Annotated in this window: 13 protein-coding genes; 4 read left to right on the forward strand and 9 right to left on the reverse strand. The window is 57.7% G+C overall.

What is annotated here, in order from left to right:
• Nucleotides 1-101: 101 nt before the first annotated feature.
• The 5 genes from F6Y09_RS17135 to F6Y09_RS17155 all read right to left on the reverse strand — a co-directional run bounded on the left by F6Y09_RS17135 (nt 102) and on the right by F6Y09_RS17155 (nt 6,749).
• Nucleotides 102-3,239 (reverse strand): efflux RND transporter permease subunit, encoded by a 3,138-nt coding sequence (locus F6Y09_RS17135; protein WP_152208155.1) that lies wholly within the window; start codon nt 3,237-3,239, stop codon nt 102-104.
• Between the two features lie 38 nt (nt 3,240-3,277).
• Entirely contained in the window at nt 3,278-4,456 is a 1,179-nt protein-coding gene (locus tag F6Y09_RS17140) for an efflux RND transporter periplasmic adaptor subunit (protein WP_152208156.1), read from the reverse strand.
• 237 nt (nt 4,457-4,693) lie between these two features.
• On the reverse strand, nt 4,694-6,055 hold the full coding sequence (locus F6Y09_RS17145; RefSeq protein WP_343031149.1) for a DUF2254 domain-containing protein: 1,362 nt from the start codon (nt 6,053-6,055) through the stop codon (nt 4,694-4,696).
• Complete coding sequence (locus F6Y09_RS17150) at nt 6,055-6,288, reverse strand: hypothetical protein (RefSeq protein ID WP_152208311.1); 234 nt, start codon at nt 6,286-6,288, stop codon at nt 6,055-6,057. The genes F6Y09_RS17145 and F6Y09_RS17150 overlap by 1 nt, the downstream gene beginning before the upstream one ends.
• A 185-nt stretch (nt 6,289-6,473) precedes the next feature.
• Nucleotides 6,474-6,749, reverse strand: a complete 276-nt coding sequence (locus F6Y09_RS17155; protein ID WP_152208158.1) for a YrhK family protein — start codon at nt 6,747-6,749, stop codon at nt 6,474-6,476.
• A gap of 82 nt (nt 6,750-6,831) precedes the next feature.
• On the opposite strand from F6Y09_RS17155, the gene modA reads away from it, so the two are divergent.
• Genes modA through modC form a run of 3 tightly spaced genes read left to right on the forward strand, consistent with a single transcriptional unit; the run spans nt 6,832 to nt 9,334 of the window.
• Complete coding sequence (gene modA, locus F6Y09_RS17160) at nt 6,832-7,548, forward strand: molybdate ABC transporter substrate-binding protein (protein ID WP_152208159.1); 717 nt, start codon at nt 6,832-6,834, stop codon at nt 7,546-7,548.
• Nucleotides 7,548-8,234 carry a molybdate ABC transporter permease subunit gene (gene modB, locus F6Y09_RS17165; RefSeq protein WP_152208160.1) on the forward strand — a complete coding sequence of 229 codons (687 nt, stop codon included), beginning with the start codon at nt 7,548-7,550 and terminating at the stop codon, nt 8,232-8,234. The genes modA and modB overlap by 1 nt, the downstream gene beginning before the upstream one ends.
• Nucleotides 8,231-9,334, forward strand: a complete 1,104-nt coding sequence (gene modC, locus F6Y09_RS17170) for a molybdenum ABC transporter ATP-binding protein (protein ID WP_152208161.1) — start codon at nt 8,231-8,233, stop codon at nt 9,332-9,334. Before modB ends, modC begins: the two co-directional genes overlap by 4 nt.
• A gap of 25 nt (nt 9,335-9,359) precedes the next feature.
• On the opposite strand, the gene F6Y09_RS17175 is transcribed toward modC, so the two are convergent.
• Nucleotides 9,360-10,538: a magnesium transporter gene (locus F6Y09_RS17175; protein WP_152208162.1), complete on the reverse strand. Its 1,179-nt coding sequence runs from the start codon at nt 10,536-10,538 to the stop codon at nt 9,360-9,362.
• Between the two features lie 135 nt (nt 10,539-10,673).
• On the opposite strand from F6Y09_RS17175, the gene F6Y09_RS17180 reads away from it, so the two are divergent.
• The gene (locus F6Y09_RS17180; protein ID WP_152208163.1) at nt 10,674-11,963 is read left to right on the forward strand and encodes a cation:proton antiporter; all 1,290 of its coding nucleotides are present in this window, start codon (nt 10,674-10,676) and stop codon (nt 11,961-11,963) included.
• 21 nt (nt 11,964-11,984) lie between these two features.
• Here the strand turns inward: F6Y09_RS17180 and F6Y09_RS17185 are convergent, their stop codons facing one another.
• The 3 genes from F6Y09_RS17185 to F6Y09_RS17195 form a co-directional block, all read right to left on the reverse strand.
• Nucleotides 11,985-14,171, reverse strand: coding sequence for an OsmC domain/YcaO domain-containing protein (locus F6Y09_RS17185; RefSeq protein ID WP_152208164.1), 2,187 nt, complete (start codon nt 14,169-14,171; stop codon nt 11,985-11,987).
• Nucleotides 14,172-14,301: 130 nt separating this feature from the next.
• A complete protein-coding gene (gene tenA, locus F6Y09_RS17190) occupies nt 14,302-14,970 on the reverse strand; it encodes a thiaminase II (protein ID WP_152208165.1) in 669 nt (222 codons plus the stop codon).
• Nucleotides 14,971-15,016: 46 nt separating this feature from the next.
• Entirely contained in the window at nt 15,017-15,970 is a 954-nt protein-coding gene (locus F6Y09_RS17195) for a M23 family metallopeptidase (RefSeq protein ID WP_152208166.1), read from the reverse strand.
• Nucleotides 15,971-16,008: the final 38 nt, after the last annotated feature.

The following is a 16,008-nucleotide window of genomic DNA, read 5'->3' on the forward strand; positions in this document are numbered from 1 at the left end:
GCGCCGGAGATGATACCAGCCACGTCCTGGTTATGGTGCAATTCCATGCTGTCCAGGGCAGAGTTATCTCGGTTTTTGCTCGGTTTCCAGCGGCACCTCCCTCAAACACCCGGCACAGGCGCACCAGTTGCCGCCTCGGACCGCACGACCCCATGAGATCGTGCAATCAGCATGTATAAGGAAGGCACCACAAAAAGCGTAAACAGGGTGCCCACCGCCATACCACCCACCAGCACCAGGCCAATGGAATTCCGAGCCGCGGCACCCGGCCCGTCCACCAACACCAGCGGAAAGTGGCCGGCAATCGTCGCCACGGAGGTCATCAGCACCGGTCTTAGCCGAGTCATAGCAGCTTCCCGGATGGCAATCAGTTTTTCCTTACCCCGTTCCTGCAGCTTGTTGGCAAACTCCACAATTAGAATGCCGTTCTTGGCAATCAGCCCCACCAGGGTCACAAGTCCTACCTGAGCATAGATATTCATGGTGGTGGTCCAGCCGTCTGTCCAGTAGGGCATGTCCGGATTGGGCATTTTCATCACGGTGAAAATAAGGGCTCCGAACATTGCCAGCGGCACCGAGCCCAACAGGATAACGAACGGGTCGCGGAAGGAATTGAACTGTACCGTCAGCACCATGAAGATCATCAGAACAGCCAGACCCAGAGCGGGCAGGAACTTGCCCCCCTCCGAGCGCAACTGGCGGGATTCCCCGGTGTAGTTGATGGTATACCCCGGTGGCAGGATTTCCTGCGCGGCTTCTTCCATTACTCTGAGCCCGGCATCAATCTGTGCCGTCATACCCGAGAGTTTGATGGCATTAAGTTGCTGAAAGCGATTCAGTGAGCGTGGCACCGTTCCGTCCTCGATGGTGGCGATGGAACTGAGGGGAAGCAGTTCACCCGCGCCCGGGCCGGCTATATATATGTTCTTCAACTGGTCCGGGTTTAACCGCTCCCCTCGCGATAACTGCGCAATCACCTTGTAGGCGCGACCGGAGAGGGTGAACCGGTTGACATAGTCGCCCCCGAGTGCCGCGCTCAGATCCGCGCCAACCCGGGCATTGGTAAGACCCAGGGCTGCCACCTTCTGGTGATCGATCACGATCCGGGACTGGGGCTGATCGTATTTCAGGTCAATTTCCGGTGGGAAATAGAATATTCCGCTTGCCATGGCTCTGGCTTGCAACTGCTCAGCGTACCCCAGCATCTGTTCCAGATCCGCGGTGGAGGCAATCACAAATTCCACCGGGAAATTGCTACCACCCGGTAACGCCGGGGGTTGCGCGACAAAGATCTGCAGGCCGGGAATGGCGGACATTTTTGCCTGCATCTCCGGCACGATCTCACCGATCGAACGGGCCCGTTGGTCCCAGGGCTTTACCACCATGCCACTGAATCCCCCTACCCCCATGGCGGCCGCAAACGGATCGGATGGGGACAGCAGGATCTGAAAGGTCAGGTCACGCTCCGGCGCAGAAAGAAACGCCTGCTCGGCGGCACGGGCAAAGTGGATTTTCTGGTCGGCAGAGGCATTGGCGGCATTGTTGATGATGCCAAACATGAAGCCCTGATCCTCCAGCGGTGCCAGTTCTTTGGGGGAGAACATATACATGGGCACTATCAACAGGCTCAAAAGCCCCCACACGGCGTAAACCGCAGGGCGGGCTTTCAGGGTGCCATCGAGGACGCGGCCGTAAATTTCTCTCAAGTGGTCAAAACGGTGGTTGATCCAGCCGGTCAGCCCGCGCTCTTCTTTTTCAGCACTGCGCAGCAGTTTGGCGCTCATCATCGGGGACAGGGTCAGCGCCACGATGCCGGATATCGTTACCGCTCCGGCCAGGGTCAGGGCGAATTCCCGGAACAGGGCCCCGGTCAAGCCACCCTGCAAACCGATGGGGGTATAGACCGCCGCCAGAGTGACCGTCATGGTGATCACCGGGCCGATCAGCTCTCTTGCCCCGACCCTCGCCGCGTCAAAGGGCGTACGGCCTTCCCGCAGATGGCGTTCCACGTTTTCCACCATCACGATGGCGTCATCCACCACCAGCCCCACCGACAGCACAATCGCCAGAAGGGTAAGCAGATTGAGGGTGAAGCCGAACACCTGCATCAGGAAAATCGCCCCGATAAGTGACACCGGAATGGCCACCACAGGCACCAATACCGACCGCACCGAGCCCAGAAACAGGAAAATAACGATGATGACGATGAGCAGGGTTTCCGTAAGCGTGCTCACTACCTCGGAAATCGCACTGCTGATGTACTCGGAGGCGTCATAGCCAATACTGGCTTCCATACCCAGGGGCAAATCGCGATTGATACCCTCAAGATCCTCCCGCACGCGTTGCACCACCTCAATGGTATTGGCGCTGGGCAGCGGGAAGATGCCCATAAACACCGCCGCCTGACCGTTGAAGCTGACCTCCGTATCGTAGTCCTCTGCCCCCAGCTCTATCTCCGCCACATCCTGCAGGCGCACGATGGTGTCATTCCGGCGTTTGATCACCAGCTCTTCGAACTGACTGACCGTATTGAGGTCCGTATTGGCGGTAAGGTAAACCTGCTCGAAGGTGCCCTTGGTGCTACCCACCGCCGACAGGTAGTTATTGGCGGCCAGCGCGGCACGGACCTCCGAAGGGCTGATGCCCATGGCAGCCAGCTTGTCCGAGTTTAGCCAGACCCGCATGGCAAAGGTCCGCGCACCGAAGATATCGGCCCGCTGAACACCCGGCAGCGCCGACAACCTGGGCTGGACCATGCGCACCAGATAGTCCGTAATCTCACTCTGGGATAGCCGGTCTGACGAGAAGCTCAGGTAAGCCGCCGCAAACTCCGAGTCCGCCGACTGGATGCTGATGGCGGGCGCCTCCGCCTGCGGAGGCAGGTCGTTACGCACCTCGTTGACCTTGGCGGTGATGTCCGCCAGGGCCTTGGTGGAATCGTAATTAAGTTCCAGCCGCGCCGTCACCATCGATAGCCCCAGCAAGCTTTTGGACTCCACGTAATCGACCCCGTCGGCGGAAGCAATAGCCCGCTCGATGGCGGTGGTCACAAAACCACGGACCACTTCGGCACTGGCGCCAATGTAGGGCGTGGTCACCACCACTGAGGCGTTTTCACTCAGCGGGTACTGGCGAACACTGAGAGAGTTCCAGGCCTGCAACCCGGCGATAATGATGACGGCGTTAACCACCAGGGCAAGGATGGGACGTCTGACAAAAACATCGGTAAAGTTTTTCATGGTTATCCACCACAACCGAGGGCAGGCTTAACCCCGTCTCACGTGTTCCTTGGGTTGGGTGCCAGGCTGAATTCCGGTGCCAGGCTGTTATCAATTACCACCGCCATACCGGGCCGGAGTTTGAACACCCCACTGGAGACCACTTGCTCGCCACCACTCAAACCGTCGGTCACCACCACGAAATCACCCCGGCGAGCACCGAGAGTGACCGGTTGCTGACGAACCACCAGGTGCTGTTCCCCGTCGTTTCCTTTGACCTGCTCTCCCACCTGTCCCTCCACCTGTTCTTGCACCGGTTCTTCTTCCACGACAAAAACAGTGCTACCGCGAGGGCCGTACTGCACCGCAGTCGCAGGGATCATCACCGCCTGCCGGGCACGCTCGAGGACCACATCCAAGGACACAAACATGCCGGGCCGAAGCTGGCCGTCCGGATTGGGCAAGGTGGCTTGCACCCTCACATTTCGGGTTTCAAGGTCTATATCCGGATCCAGCGCGGTAATGACGCCGATGAAGGATTGTTCTGGGTAGGCGTCCGCCTGTACCTCCACCACTAATCCAGCCTTCAGCTCTCCCAGATGTTTCTGGGGTAGCGAAAAGTTCACAAAAACCGGATCCAGGGACTGCAGGGAGACCACCGGACTGCCTTTGGCAAGGAACCGCCCGACACTGATGCGCACGACCCCGAGCCGGCCTTCGAACGGCGCCCGCACCGTTTTGCGATTCATCTCAGCCTTGAGGTAACGAAGCTGAGCTTCGGTCTGTTTTACGCTGTTGGCTGCCGAGTCCAGCTCCACCGCCGCAATGTTCCGGGTTTTACTAAGGTCCCGGGCGCGTCGGTAGGCAAGCTGTGCCCATTGTGCATCCACCTTGGCAGCGTCCAGTTGCGCTTGTTCAACCTCGGTGTCCAGCTGCACCAGCACGTCACCTTCAGCCACTACAGAGCCGGGCTGAAAGTTGATTGCACGCACCACACCATCTGTCTCCGTACTCAGCACCGTGCCTTTGATTGCCGCCACAGACCCCACCGACGACACCCTCGGCTGCCAGCGTTCCTCGCGTGCGGCCAACACGTTGACCGGCTCCGGCGGCATCTGGAAATGCGCGCCCGCTTCCGCCATGGCCTGGAACTGGAAAAACTTGGTGCCGATAATGGCCAGAACGACGGGTATAGCAATCACTATTCCCATGAGAACCAAGAGGAGTTGCCTTCGCATAAACGCACCTCTTTATTGAAATCGTTCAAATAAGGAAAGAGCCATCCACACCCTGAAGTCGGACGACGACACCTGGAATCGACACGCAGAAGAAAAATCGGGGAAAACACTGGCGGAGTTGCCACCCCTGTCCCTACCGCTACAGCAGCCACAGGAAAAGCGCCCGCAACGCGGGTTAATTTAAAATAATGCGACTTTTTTTATTGCCTGACAAGCAGCCGCCCCTGGGCAAACCGGTCAGGGTGTTCCAACGTCGGCATCTTCAAGGGTATTCATTCGCAGCATCGCGGTCAGGCGGGCTGACCTGTCTTCAACGCGCTGTCGGTCGCGGCGATCCGGGATGCTTGCTTGCCCCAGTTCGGCCAGCGCTTGCGCGTGTTCCAGCAACACTCGTCGCCGCGCGATGTCCGTCGTTCCGCTTGCCAGCAGCTCGAGAGAAGCCAGCAAACCCTCAAGAACCGCCACATTTGCCGAAGCGTTCTGGCGGATCTGATCAAACGAATCGCTGATCAGATCGGCATAAGTAGGGCCGGGAGTCAGTAGCCGAACCTCACCGTCTTTACTACGAAAACTGCACTCGATGTTACGACCTGTCAGGCGAATCAGGATCGCCGTCAGATGGTCGATACACATGACGGCCGTTGTCGTATCGTTGACCCCCGGCGATAGCGCGATCAGTGCTACGTCCACCAGTTGGCGAATCCCGAAGGCCGCATCCTGCTCCACGGTGCGTTGGCGGCCTACCGCATACAACCATGCTAGCGCACGATAGTCGTCGTCCGTGGGAGACCTGCCGAGCAGAGACAGCACCGGCACCCCTTCGATGACGAATTGGCCGACCATTCGCTCCATGCGCACAATCGTCTCGCGTTCGCTTGCGAAGGCCAGCAGGGCGTCGGCATCCGTGCTCTGGAGGTATCCTGTTTTATCAGCTAAAACCGGATACCAGCACTGGGTTGCTTCCATCCACGCGGGCCCTGTCAAGGGACCATTTGCACCGGCGCTCTCTGGGTATAAGTTATCAATTGCCTCGATAGTGTCGGCGGAGACCTCCGCCAGGATAGTGTTTGCCTGGATGGCGCGCGCAATGTGATGAATGAAATAAATCAGCACAGCAATGCCGACAAAACCCAGCATCAGCCCGCCCAGAACCGCCAGAGAGGGCACAAAATCCCCATCCTCGCGGCCACGAATCGACCTCAGCACCACCAGACAATAGGCGAAAATTCCCACGAATGCCCCAAGGACCGATTGCGTTCCTTTGTCGCTCATGAAGTTGCGCAGAACCCGGGGCGAGTACTGGCTGGAAGCAAGAGAAAGGGCAACCAGGGTGCTTGAGAAGACCACGCCGGCAACCGTGATCATCGTTGTGGCAATCGTGGTCAGCAGACCACGCGCACTGTCGGCCCCGGCTCCGAAAACCCGGGGCCATTCCTCCAGTAAGTCTGACGAAAGCCATCCCTCTGCCTCGACCAGGATCACGGCGAGAATGACGGCACTCAGCACCAGGAGTGTTGGAAGGAACCAAAAGCTGGAACGAACCTCAAGCCAGAACTGGCGAATGTTATTAATTGGTACTCTCCCTTGGGCTTTGCATATTAACGGCCATCTCCCCTCACTCCCAGCCGGTCCAGATAAACATGGAACTCAGCCTCACTGAGGTTCACATACTCCAGCACCCGCCCATAGAGCATGACTGTCGGAACGTTACGCCCTGCTCTTTCCCGCTGGGTTTTATCCAGCACGTACAGAATAATCCGCTCCGTGCGCGTCAGACCATCGCGGACATCGGGGATAGTCTCGAGGACGGCATCCAGTTGTTCATGGCTCATTGTCTTCATTGACCTGATCTCCGTCATCACTTAAGCAGACCGCCAGCAATCGCTGAACCTTCGGGGCGCTTCTGGTTTAAACTCATTCATGACCTGCCCTCCTCAAGGTGGCTCTGCTGTTGGTTTCTTTCCGTCCTCAACAATAACCCACGTGCGTTGAGGACGGGCAGGTCAAAACATCATGTCTAGTGCTCCCAGTTACTGGCCGGTATCCTCTTAACATGCATATGGCTGACTAACCGTATAGTCGGCCGGATCAGGAATTGGAAGCTGCCGATGATAAATAACCAGATGGCCGCTTTTTCCAGACTGGGATATAAAAACAGTATGCTGCCACCCAGAAACCAGAGCGCGATAAAGAAATCATTGATGATGCTGAGCACTTCATACCGGCGCCGGATAACAAGTTCTTCGCCGCCCAATTTCAGAGTGAGCGGATTGTCGGTAGGGGTCTGGTCCATTTTCGCCTCGTTTTCTGCAATATTTTCCGCGACTGTCTTTACAAAGAGAGGCCGGATACTCACCGCACTCGCCCCGCTGCTGATGGCGTCGTCACTGCATGCCAGCGAACCGGTGCGTCTCGCCGCGGCCTCCGATCTGCGTTACGCACTCGATGATATTATCGGGATGTATCGTCAGGAGCACCCCGATGTCGATATTGAGGTCATTTACGGCTCTTCCGGCAAGATGACAACACAAATCATCAATGGCGCGCCCTATGACCTCTTTTTTTCCGCCGACATCAGCTACCCGGAGAAACTCAAGGCCCAAGGGCTGACTGCAACCGAGCCCGCGGTCTATGCCATTGGCCGTATCGTTATCTGGAGCAATACCCTTGCGGCTGCCAGCCTGACCCTTGAGGACCTTACTTCCGAGACCATCCGACGGATCGCTATTGCCCAGCCATCTCATGCTCCATACGGGCTGCGCGCGAAAGAAGCTTTGCAGTCTGCGGGGGTCTGGAACGCGGTGCAGGACAAACTGGTCTTCGGTGAGAACATCGCGCATACGGCACAGATGGCCCAGTCAGGGGCGGCGCAAGTCGGCATCATCGCCCTGTCACTGGCCAGGTTCCCCGAGCTGGCAAAACACCGCCACCACCTGATCGACGATGGCCTGCATAATCCACTGACTCAAGGCTACGTCGTCACCCGGCATGGCGGGAACAAACCGCAAGCCCGGGCGTTCGCCGACTATATGGCCAGCGAAGAGGCCCACGACATCATGACCCGTTACGGTTTCGTCATGGGGCCTGACTGATGGCCGCACTCGGACCAGCGGAATGGCAAGCAATCAGTGTGACCTTCCGGCTCTGTCTTTATACCACATTGATCCTGTTGACCCTGGCAACGCCTCTGGCCTGGTGGCTGGCGCAGGGGCGTTCCACCGTTCGGGTGATAATTCAGGCGGTTGTTGCCCTGCCATTAGTGCTACCCCCCACCGTTCTCGGCTTCTACCTGCTTATTGTTCTGGGCCCACGGGGTGTGGTGGGTGAAACCCTGCAGAATCTTGGCCTTCACCACCTGGCCTTCTCCTTTGAGGGCATTCTCGTCGCCTCGGTACTCTACTCCATGCCGTTTGCAGTGCAGCCACTGACCGAAGCCTTCCGCAACCTCGGCCGACGGCCGGTGGAGGTGGCCAGCAGCTTGGGTGCCGGCGTTGTCGATCGTTTTCGCACCGTCATTTTTCCGCTTACCCGGGGCGGTTTTCTGGTGGCGGCCACCCTGACTTTCGCCCATACCCTGGGCGAATTCGGCGTCATTCTGATGCTCGGCGGCAGCATTCCCGGTGAGACCAAGGTGCTGTCTGTGCTGATCTACGACCATGCCGAAGCAATGAACTACGACGCCGCCCACAGCCTCTCGTTGATGCTGCTGGTCTTCGCCTTTGCCACCCTGTTTGTGGTCTACAGCATCAACCGACGCTTTGCAGTGGCCAAGCTATGACGTTGTATATCCGAGCGCGCCTGAGCTACGGCGAAGATTTTGAACTCAAGGTGGATAGCGAGCTCCCGCTCAAAGGCGTCACCGCACTGTTTGGCCGCTCCGGCTGCGGCAAGACCACGCTGCTGCGAATCATCGCCGGCCTTGAGCGAATTCAAGGTGCAGCCGTGCGATTCGGTGACCAGCACTGGCAGCAGGGCAGGAATTTCATACCACTGCACAAACGGCGTATTGGTCTGGTGTTCCAGGAACACAGCCTGCTGCCGCATTTGTCGGTAAGGGAAAACCTGCTCTACGGCTACCGGCGCACGCCCGAGCCGCTGCGCCGCCTGCACCCGCCCGAGGTTACCGCCATGCTGGGCATTGATGATTTACTGGAGCGGCGAATCGATCAGTTATCAGGCGGCCAGCGCCAGCGCGTGTCCTTGGGTCGGGCACTGCTCATCAGCCCCCAGCTGCTGTTGCTCGACGAACCGCTAGCGGCACTCGACACGCAAACCAAACGGGAAATCATGCCGTTTTTGTCACGCATGGCGACTGAGTCGGAAGTGCCGATCATCATGGTCAGCCATGCCCCGGACGAAGTTGAGCGCCTGGCGGATTGGGTGGCGTTTATGCACGAGGGCCAGATCCAGCTCACCGAGTCGCTACGCCACGCCCTGGCCCGGCCCCACTCCCCACTGTTTGATGACGCTGGCGCTGTGTCGGTATTGGAGGGATGCCTCGGAGAAACGGTAGAAGATGGCTTACGACTGTTCGGCTCACCCGGTACACAGCTATGGGTGCCAGACTTCGATCAATCTCGACGTCAGCCATCCCAAAATCAGCAAACCGCCGATCAGCGAACCTTGAGGCTGCGCATTCTCGCACGGGATGTCAGCCTGTCCCTGGACGACCCGCACCGCATCAGCATCCAGAACCATCTGCTGGTGACCATAGAGCGCATCGACCCGCCCCATAACAACCGCATCGTAGTGGCCTGCCGCACCGCCAATCAGCAACTGCTGCTGGCAGAAGTGACACCCCGGGCGGTCAAACAGCTCGGCCTGGCGCCAGGGCAACATCTCTTTGCCCTGATCAAATCGGTGGCATTGCTGGAGTAAGAACCTGTCTTGGGTAGGACGAAGGTTACAGAACCAATGCCGTCGCCAGAAACAGCATCAGCCCCATACCAAGGATGTCGGTGAAGGTGGTCAGGAAAATACTGCTGGCGGTTGCCGGATCCGCGCCGAAACGCTTCAACGTCAACGGAACCAGCACCCCGAATACACCACTGCCAACGCAGGAACCGATCATGGCAATCAGGATCACCAGACCCAGGAGCAGGGGCTCGACCGAATCCGTCATCGTGGCATAGGCGAACATGGCGGCACCTGCAATAAGGCCAACAACGGCGCCGTTGAGAGCCCCCAGCAGTATTTCCTTGCGTAACAGCTTTCTGACCGGGTAGTCCCGCAACTGGCCAAGCGTCATACCCCGGAGAGTTATGGCCAGGGCCTGGCAGCCAGTATTGCCACTCTGGCCAGCAAGAACCGGCAGGAACGCCGCCAAGGCTACAATCTGGGTAATGGTGTCTTCAAACGTGCCCACCACAAAAGCGGCAGCAAAGGCCGTCACCAGATTAACCTGCAACCAGGGGTGCCGCATCCGGAATGACTTCAGGACCGAGGTGCTGACCTGCTCTTCCTTATCGACACCATACTGGGCGCCCGCCTGGCCACTGAGTTCCGAAGCAATGCGTTCGTACAGCTTCCAGCCTTGCACCACACCAACCACGTGGTGAGCGTCGTCAACAACCGGGTACAAAGGGTAATGGCGATAGAGCACTTCACCAACCGCTTCCTGGATAGATGTGTCGGTGCCAAAGGCAAACGGATTCTTGCTCATGATTTCCGCCAGGGACTCGGAGGGTTTGGCAAGAATCAGATCACGCATACCTACCACGCCAACCAGGCGATCAGCCTCGGTGGCAAAGATATAGCTGATCTCCGACAGGTCCGAGCTTTTGACCAGAAACGCCAGGGCTTCGGCCACGGTATAGGTTGCCGGAAGAATGGCCGGCGCCGGGGTCATCAGCTCACCAACAGTTTCTTCGACCCCGGAAAGGACGGTTTTGGTGGCCAGATCGTCCGCCCCGACCGACTCCGCCAGATGGGAAGCCACCTCCATCGCCTGATCATGAGGCAGCCGTGAAAGCACAAACTGGATATCGTCCGGCGCCAACTTTGCCAACGAGTCGGCCGCATCAACCGGCGACATCCGTTTGATTTCCTCTACCCGCTCCGTGATTCCAAGGTTGTTCGACATCGCCTGCTCCTGCTGATTGCTTGAGTCATCCTCAACAGTCTATACGCTTGGCTGGCAAAGACGCGGTAAAGAGTGCATCGTAAGACGTTCAAAACATTGCATCTCCCCGAAAACACAATCAATTACAGAGTCGCTATGACCACCGCTACCTGGTTTATTTTGCTGGGCTCATTGTTATTGATCGTGGGCTTTACCGCCGCCTTTATCAAAACCGTGCCCGCCACCTCGGCCATCTTGTATCTGCTTATCGGAGTGGTTCTGGGGCCTATGGGTTTTAACCTGTTTCATTTTAATCCGCTGCAAGAGTCGGCGTTGATGGAGCTGCTGACTGAAATTGCGGTACTGATTTCGCTGTACTGTGCCGGGGTGAAGATGCCGGCCCCGGTTACGTTCAAACTCTGGCGGAACCCCCTGCAACTGGCGGTTATTTCCATGACGTTGACCGTGGGCCTGGTGACGCTCTTTGGCTACTACTGGCTCGCACTTCCTTTGGGTGCCGCAGTGTTGCTCGGTGCCGTGGTGGCGCCTACCGACCCGGTACTGGCCACCGAGGTACAGGTTCGCCATGCCGATGACAATGACCAGTTACGGTTTGGACTTACCTGCGAGGCCGGCATGAATGACGGCAGCGCATTCCCCTTCGTGATGCTCGGCCTGGGGTTGCTGGGCTTGCACGATCTTGGTGACTCGGGCTGGCGCTGGATGCTCGTGGATGTGGTGTGGGCCAGTGGTGCAGGGATTGGTATCGGTATTCTGGCCGGCTGTGGCGTGGGCTGGTTAGTCCAGAAAATGCGGAAGACATTTTCCGGCACTGAGTTTCTGGAGAGTTTTCTGGGTCTCGGACTTATTGCCTTTGCTTACGGCACCAGCTTATTAGTGGAGGCCTGGGGTTTTCTGGCGGTTTTCAGCGCGGCTGTCGCTCTGAGGCATACTGAGCTGAGGATGACCGGTCTCAAACAGAATTACTCGGGTGCGACCTCTGGGAAGGCGCAACCGGGAGATGAACCCCAACCGTTCGCCCATATCCACCAAAGCTCTCTGGTGTTCAACGAACACCTTGAACGGCTGGCTGAAATTTTGCTTGTTCTGATGATCGGCGGTTCGTTGTTCTGGGATTCCTGGAGTTGGCGGGCCGTGGGCTTCGCGGCTTTCCTGTTCTTCGTCGCCCGCCCGGTCAGCGTTCACCTCGGCTTGCTGGGAAGCAAGGCGCCCATGCGCCTGCGTAACCTGGCAGGCTGGTTCGGGGTTCGGGGTATCGGGTCGCTGTACTATCTGATGTACGCCATCCAGCACGGGCTACCAGAGGATATAGCGCTGGAATTGATTCACCTGGTCCTGGTCGTGGTGGCGTTGTCGATCCTGGTTCATGGCATAAGTGTGAAGCCTGCCATTGCCCGCTTCTGGCCTTCGCGAAAGCCCCGATAGGTCACCAGGGCATACTGAAGGTCAGTCAGTTGCAATAGTGGCACGGGCTGCGTGCAGTTTTTTGTAGCTTTCGATCAGGCGGTGATGTTTGTCGAGGCCGTCCAGTTGCATGTTGGTCGGGGTCAGGCCGTGGAATCGAACCGAGCCATCCACTGAGCCAACCACGGCATCCATGGTCTGTTCACCAAACATACGTCTGAGGTTAACCAGGTAGTCGCTCAGCTCCAGCTCATCGTCCAGGGTGATTTCCAGCACCGCGTTCGCCGCTCGATAGAACAGGTTGCGCTCCACCGTGTTGTCATTGAACTGCAGAAAAGCCTCGACTCGTTCCAGGGCCTCTTCATGCTGCTGCAAGGCAAGGTTAATCAACAATTTCAGCTCAAGAATCGTTAGCTGGCCCCATACCGTATTTTCATCGAACTCGATGCCGATCAGGGTAATGATGTCGGTATAATCGTCGATCTGGCTCTCTTCCAGGTGCTCCACCAGATTGGCCAGTTCCTCATCGTCCAGGGTGTGGAGATTGAGGATTGCTTCGCGGTAGTCCAGGGCCTTGTTGGTGTTGTCCCAGACCAGGTCATCGGCCGGGTAAATCTCTGAATAGCCCGGTACCAGAATGCGGCACACCGGTGCGCCCAGTTCCTCGTAAACAGCCACGTAGGATTCCTTACCCAGCTCTTTCAGGATATTGAACAGGCCAGCCGCCTCTTCCTCGTTGGTGCCGGAGAAATCCCATTCGCAGAAATCGTAATCGGATCTGGCACTGAAGAAGCGCCAGGACACCACGCCGGTGGAATCAATGAAGTGTTCCACAAAGTTGTTGGGCTCGGTCACTGCCAGACTGTTGAAGGTGGGCGGTGGCACATCGTTCAGGCCTTCAAAGCTGCGGCCCTGCAGCAGTTCGGTCAGGCTGCGCTCCAGCGCCACTTCCAGGCTGGGGTGGGCGCCAAAGGAAGCAAATACGCCGCCGGTTCGCGGGTTCATCAAGGTGACGCACATCACCGGGAACTGGCCACCCAGAGAGGCATCCTTGACCAGGGTCGGAAAACCCTGGGCTTCCAGCGCCTGCACCCCTTCCAGGATGTTCGGATATTTTTCCAACACATGCTGAGGCACGTCCGGCAGGGCCAGCTCTTCCTCGATGATCTGCTTTTTCACCGCCCGCTCGAAGATTTCCGACAGGCATTGAACCTGGGCCTCCTGCAAGGTGTTGCCCGCACTCATGCCGTTGCTGAGGAACAGGTTCTCGATCAGGTTGGAGGGGAAGTACACGACTTCGCCGTCGGACTGGCGCACGAAGGGCAGGGAAACTATGCCGCGCTCGGTCTTGCCGGAGTTGGTGTCGATCAGATTGGAGGCGAACAGCTCGCCCTCCGGGTTGTAGATCGCCAGACAGTGGTCGTCCAGAATGCCTTCGGGCAGTTCGTCGTCAGGCCCGGGCTTGAACCATTTCTCGTTCGGATAATGGACGAACTCGCGGTTGGCGATGTCTTCCCCGAAAAACTGATCGTTGTAGAAGAAGTTGCAGTTCAGCCGCTCGATGAACTCACCCAGCGCCGAACACAGTGCGCTTTCCTTGGTCGAACCCTTACCGTTGGTGAAACACATGGGGGAAGCGGCATCGCGAATGTGCAGGGACCATACGTGGGGCACAATGTTGCGCCAGGACGCGATCTCGATCTTCATGCCCAGGTCCTGGAGGATGCGGGTCATGTTGGAGATGGTCTGCTCCAGGGGCAGGTCCTTGCCTTCAATAAAGGTTTGAGTACTACCTTCTGGCTGGGTCATCAGCAAAGCCTGGGCATCGGCATCCAGGCTTGCTACGGGTTCGATTTCAAAGGTCGGTCCGGTTTGTACCACCTTCTTGACCGTACACCGATCGATCGAACGCAGAATACCCTGCCGGTCCTTGTCGGAAATGTCTTCCGGCAGTTCCACCTGAATCTTGAAGATCTGGTTGTAGCGGTTTTCCGGGTCCACGATGTTGTTCTGGGACAGGCGGATGTTCTCAGTGGGAATGTCCCGCGCCAGGCAGTACACCCGCACAAAATAGGCTGCACACAGGGCCGATGAGGCCAGAAAATAATCAAAAGGGCTGGGGGCGGAACCGTCGCCCTTGTAGCGAATGGGCTGATCGGTCACAACGGTGAAATCATCAAACTTGGCTTCAAGCCTGAGGTTGTCGAGAAAGTTGACGTTGATTTCCATTACAAGAGTACCCGGATTAAAGAATTTGGCGCGCCATGGCCTTCAATGGCGGCCATTATCCAGTTTTTGCGGGCGTTCGTCTTCAGTCACTCTTCAGGACACTCTTCAGAACACTCTTCAAGTCATTCTTTCAATCACTCTGCTTCAACCCCATTTCCCAGAAATCAATCTCCAATCGGGTGGCATCCCTGAAGATACGAGTAAGCTGCTCGTACCGCGCGGGGGAAACATCGGCCAGCCGTTCATTCAGCCAGCCTATTTCCGCCGCCATGGCCTGCTGGAATTCATCGCTCTCGTACATTGTGATCCAGGCATCGTAGGGGTTCTGGTCGCCCCGGATTGTCTCCGCGCGGTTGTTCAGCCAGTTGGCAATCTCGCCGTAGCCCACCATGCAGGGTGAAAGCGCCACATGAAGATCGAGCAGGTCGCCCCGGTTGCCGGTGTCGAGCACGTAGCGGGTGTAGGCAATAGTAGCGCGGGCTTCCGGCAGGCGGGCCAGCTCCTCCTCTGATATACCCCATTCCTTGCAGTAACTGACGTGCAGGTCCAGCTCCACATCCACAATGGCCTGCAACCCCTCTTTGGCCTGCCGCAGATCGGATAAATTGGCGCTCTTGTAGGCAGCCAGGGCGAAGGCGCGGGCGAACTGGATCAGGAACAGATAATCCTGCTTCAGATAATGCTGGAACGCTTCCGGAGCCAATGACCCGTCTCCGAGCTGGCGCACAAAACTGTGTTCAATGTAGGCGCGCCATTCCGACTGGCAGGCGTTTCTCAGGTCGTCAAATTGGTAAGGCATTCAGGCTCCTGTCGATATATGAGCGATGGGCGCAAGCCAGGCCATGCTAGAAAACATGGAGTCGGTCATTGCGTACGAGAAACTGATCATTGATGGTGAGCCACAGGGGCTTGCCACTCAGGGGAGCGTCTTCTGGTAGCCCCTGCTGGGCATGCACGTGCAGGTGCGGTTCTGAGCTGTTTCCCGAGTTACCCATCCGGGCCAGTATATCTCCGGTTTCTACCATGTCCGAGGTGGCGACGGCGATACTGCCCTGGCGCAAATGCGCAAGGATGACGAAAAAATTACCACAGTCGATGGCGACATAGTTACCAGCCATATGATCGCGATCCATGTCTGGAACTGGCATATCCGCTATGCCATCCACCACCAGCGCGACCTCACCCGAGCAAGGGGCGATAACCGGCGCGCCAAAGGTCTCGTATTTTCCGGGGTCCGTTGGCTGCCAGCCTTCCTTGTGAAGCCCCATACGGGTAATCCGGAAGATGTCCAGAGCCTTGCTCTGGCCAAGCCAGGGCCGATAACGCTCGACTGTTTGATCCAGGGTCTTGAGATGTACATTGACCATGGGCGTGCTTCCGCCATGGGCGACAAGATAGTGCCCCGGGGCGAAAGGAGGAGCGATATTGACCACTTCATCATCCGGCAGCATCCGCCCCTTCATTGCCTGCCAGGTAAGGTGCCCGCCCAGCAGACCCAAGGCTGCTACGATCAGGATCAAAACCGTATTCGTAGCTGAAGTGCGCCATAATCCCGGGCCTGGGTGCACCCGCCGGACGAAATGAGTGACGATGATAACCACAAACACCAGGCCGTAGACAAGAGGCGTCCAATAAGGAGGCATGGTCCACAGGGCAGCAAGGCCGATACCTAGCAGCACCGCCGTGACCGAGATCACCTGGAGCCCCCATGCAAGCCAGCCCGCTGCCGGATAAAACGCGATCCAGCCCAGCAGCGCCACCGGTAGAAGAATCTGCGTGAGCATCACCATCCAGGACATCAGGCCCTCCCTCTGACCTAAATCCAACCGCGGAAATC

The organism is Marinobacter changyiensis, from assembly GCF_009193265.1.
In the GTDB taxonomy this organism is placed as follows: Bacteria; Pseudomonadota; Gammaproteobacteria; order Pseudomonadales; family Oleiphilaceae; genus Marinobacter; species Marinobacter changyiensis.